Below are 3,604 nucleotides of genomic sequence, written 5' to 3' on the forward strand. Positions count from 1 at the left end.
TGACCGGCGGGCCCGCCAGGCCGGCCCCGGCGGGCCACCGGACTACTCGCTACTTGCTACTTGCCCGTTTCCTTGGTCACCAGCGCGACCGCTTCGTCCACATCGTCCGTGACATGGAACAGCATCAGATCCTTCTCGGACGCCTTGCCCTGCGCGACCACGGTGCTCCGCAGCCATTCGACCAGCCCGCCCCAGTACGCCGTGCCGAACAGCACGATCGGGAAGCGGGTCACCTTGCGGGTCTGGACCAGGGTCAGCGCCTCGAACAGCTCGTCCAGTGTGCCGAGACCGCCCGGCAGCACCACGAAGCCCTGCGCGTACTTCACGAACATGGTCTTGCGGACGAAGAAGTAGCGGAAGTTCACACCGATGTCGACATGCGGATTGAGCCCCTGCTCGAAGGGCAGCTCGATCCCCAGCCCCACGGAGATTCCCGACGCCTCCCGAGCGCCCTTGTTCGCCGCCTCCATCGCGCCGGGACCGCCGCCCGTGATCACCGCGAATCCGGCGTCGACCAGCGCCGCGCCGATCCGGACGCCCGCCTCGTACTCGGGAGAGCCGACCGGAGTGCGCGCGGAGCCGAAGACGCTGATGGCGCCGGGCAGTTCGGCGAGCGCGCCGAAGCCCTCGACGAACTCCGACTGGATACGCATCACTCGCCAGGGATCGGTGTGCACCCACTCCGAGTCGCCTTCGGTGTCCAGCAGCCGCTGATCGGTCGTACCGGGCTGCACCTGCTCCCGTCTGCGGATCACCGGTCCGAGCCGCTGTTCCTCAGGCTTCCGCGCTCCGTCAGGCATGCCCATGACCCGCTCCCTCCGCCGCTGTGCGTTGTTCTGGGCAAGGGTAGGTCCCTGGGCGTGACAAACGGCGAAATTCCGGCAGACGATCAGACCGTCACTTGGTGAGCCAGTCGCGCAGACGTTCCTCGCAGTGAGTGATCCGCTCGACGGCCACGCGCTCGTCGCGCTTGTGGGCGAGCAGCGGATCGCCCGGACCGTAGTTGACCGCGGGCACTCCGAGTCCACCGAACCGCGAGACATCCGTCCAGCCGAACTTGGGCCGTGCCGTACCGCCCACAGCGGTCATGAAAGCCGCGGCGGCGGGATGCGAGAGACCTGGCAGCGCCGCTCCCGAGTGGTCGTCCACCGTGAACTCCGCGATCCCGCAGTCCGCGAAGACCTCATGGACATGGGCGAGGGCCTCCTCCTCACTGCGGTCCGGGGCATAGCGGTAGTTGACGGTGACGGTGCAGGCGTCGGGGATGACGTTGTTGGCGACGCCCGCCTCGATCCGTACGGCGTTGAGGCCCTCGCGGTACTCCAGACCGTCGATCACGGGCCGGCGCGGCTCATACGCGGCGAGACGGTTCAGGATCGGCGCCGCGCTGTGAATGGCGTTGGAGCCCATCCAGCTCCGCGCGGAGTGTGCCCGCTCACCAGTGGTACGGAGAAGGACCCGTAGCGTGCCCTGGCAGCCGCCCTCCACCTCACCGTCGGACGGCTCCAGCAGTACGGCGAAATCGCCCTCCAGCCAGTCCGGGTGTACGTCCGCCACATGTCCGAGTCCATTGAGATCCGCGGCGACCTCTTCGTTGTCGTAGAAGACGAACGTGAGATCACGGTTGGGCTCGGGGACCGTGGCCGCGATACGCAGCTGGACGGCCACGCCCGACTTCATGTCGCTGGTGCCGCAGCCCCACAGCACTCCGTCCTCGTCCAGTCGCGAGGGCACATTCGCGGCGATGGGGACGGTGTCGATATGACCGGCCAGGATGATCCGCTCGTCCCGCCCGAGCCGTGTCCTGGCCACGACGTTGTTGCCGTGCCGGTCGACGGTGAGATGCGGCAGGGCACGCAGCGCCTGCTCGATCGCGTCGGCGAGCGGCTTCTCCTCGCCGCTGACCGACGGGAAGTCGACCAGGCACGCGGTGAGCGCCGGGCCGTCCAGAGTGAGGTCGAGCACGTTCTCAGACATGCTGCGACCCTAGTACGCCCGGCATGCCCGGCCCGCTGCCCGGGATGTCCGGCACGCTGCACGGGATGTCCGGCCCGGTGCCGTGGTGGTCCAGGGCCGGTGTCCCCCGGGTTCCGGCTCCCGTACGGGTGATCCGACTCCAGTTCCGGCTCCAGTACGGTGGGCCCGTGTCCGAGACCGCTCCCCCCTCCCGTCGCGGCCGTCTTCTGCGTATCGCCGCCGCGCTCGCCGTACTGCTGGCCCTGGCCGGATATATGGCCGTGCAATACATGTCCGGCGGCGGAGGCGCGCCCAGGTGTGTGGTCCGGGCCACAGATCCGACGGGCGAGAAGGGTTCGGGCGACACTCCCACCTATGAGATGAGCCCGGAGCAGGCCGCGAACGCGGCGACGATCTCCGCGGTCGGCACCACCCGTGGGCTGCCCGAGCGCGCGGTCACGATCGCGCTGGCGACGGCCCTCCAGGAGTCCGCGCTGCGCAATCTGAACCACGGCGACCGGGATTCGCTCGGTCTCTTCCAGCAGCGCCCGTCGAAGGGATGGGGCACGGCGAAGCAGATCCTCGATCCGGTCTACTCGGCGGGACAGTTCTACGACCATCTCGCCAAGGTCCCCGGCTACTCGCGACTGCCGCTCACCGAGGCGGCCCAGCGCGTGCAGCGCAGCGGCTTCCCGCAGGCGTACGCGAAGCACGAGCCGGACGCGGCGCTGCTGGCCGCGGCGCTCACCGGCCGGTCCGCGGCCTCGCTGACCTGTTCGGCGCCGGACACCGCCGTGGCCGGTGATCCGGCGAAGGTACGGGCCGCCCTGGCGCGCTCCTTCGGGTCCGGAGTACGGCCCGCCGACTCGGACACCGGAGTGTCCGTGCCGGTGTCCGCCACCGCCGGAACGGGCACGGACACCGCCATGGACACGGTCGCGGACACGGACGCGAGCGGCGGCCCGGCGGGCAAAGGCTCCTCGTCACGGCGCGGCTGGGAGCTGGCGCACTGGGCGGTGGCACAGGCCTCCGTCCTGCGGATCGACGAGGTCAGCTACGCGGGCCGGGTGTGGAGCGCGAAGAAAGCGGACCAGGGCTGGCGGCGGACGGACGCCTCCGAGCCGTCCGGCAAGGCCGGAGAGCCCGGCAAGCCCGGCAAGACCGCAGTCGAGGTCCGTATGCGCACCGCGCGATAGCCGGCCCGTTCACACCGCCGTACCGGCATACCGGGCCATATCGCGCACCGCTCAGCAGTACGACTACTCCCCCGAACGGGCGAGTCCTCTGCTCTTCCGACGGCATTTCTTCCGATGATTCGGCAGCACCCGCCTCATCGGCCTTTTCCCTTGCGCCCCAAGGGAAGTGACGATTCATCAGGCAGCACAGGACACCCGCATTTGCCCGCTTTCCTCCGTCGCCGACAATACGACGCGTTATCAAGCCGTTACCTCGGCGCACCGCAACTTCCGGCGCCCTTCGAGGGGTTGTCAGGCCGTCCGATCGACGGACAAGCACTGTTTCCCTCCCGCCAAAGGAGCATCATGTCCCTCCCCGTGACCCGTCGGATCGCCCGTGCCGCGCTGCTCGTCGCCGCCGGCGCAGCTCCCGTGATCGGCGCGGCCGGCTCCGCGAGCGCGGCGGCCCTGCC

General features: G+C 69.6%; 3 protein-coding genes and 1 pseudogene. 2 read left to right on the forward strand and 2 right to left on the reverse strand.

Features of this window, described 5'->3' with window-relative positions; translation table 11 throughout:
• Positions 1–56: 56 nt before the first annotated feature.
• Positions 57–806 carry an LOG family protein gene (locus GA0115259_RS27585; protein WP_093602071.1) on the reverse strand — a complete coding sequence of 250 codons (750 nt, stop codon included), beginning with the start codon at positions 804–806 and terminating at the stop codon, positions 57–59.
• A 91-nt stretch (positions 807–897) separates the two neighbouring features.
• Positions 898–1,977, reverse strand: coding sequence for a succinyl-diaminopimelate desuccinylase (gene dapE, locus GA0115259_RS27590; protein ID WP_093602073.1), 1,080 nt, complete (start codon positions 1,975–1,977; stop codon positions 898–900).
• Positions 1,978–2,144: 167 nt separating this feature from the next.
• Between dapE and GA0115259_RS27595 the strand changes: the two genes are divergently transcribed.
• Both GA0115259_RS27595 and GA0115259_RS42205 read left to right on the forward strand, forming a co-directional pair.
• Positions 2,145–3,152, forward strand: coding sequence for a VldE C-terminal domain-containing protein (locus GA0115259_RS27595; protein ID WP_093602075.1), 1,008 nt, complete (start codon positions 2,145–2,147; stop codon positions 3,150–3,152).
• Between the two features lie 345 nt (positions 3,153–3,497).
• Positions 3,498–3,604 (forward strand): annotated as a pseudogene (locus tag GA0115259_RS42205) (ATP-binding protein); the annotation flags it as partial.

The organism is Streptomyces sp. MnatMP-M17, assembly GCF_900091995.1.
Classification (GTDB): Bacteria; Actinomycetota; Actinomycetes; order Streptomycetales; family Streptomycetaceae; genus Streptomyces.

Excerpts from the sequence above, each read along its gene's own strand:
- GA0115259_RS27585 (WP_093602071.1), bottom strand. The coding sequence starts at position 806 with ATGGGCATGCCTGACGGAGCGCGGAAGCCTGAGGAACAGCGGCTCGGA.
- dapE (WP_093602073.1), bottom strand. The coding sequence starts at position 1,977 with ATGTCTGAGAACGTGCTCGACCTCACTCTGGACGGCCCGGCGCTCACC.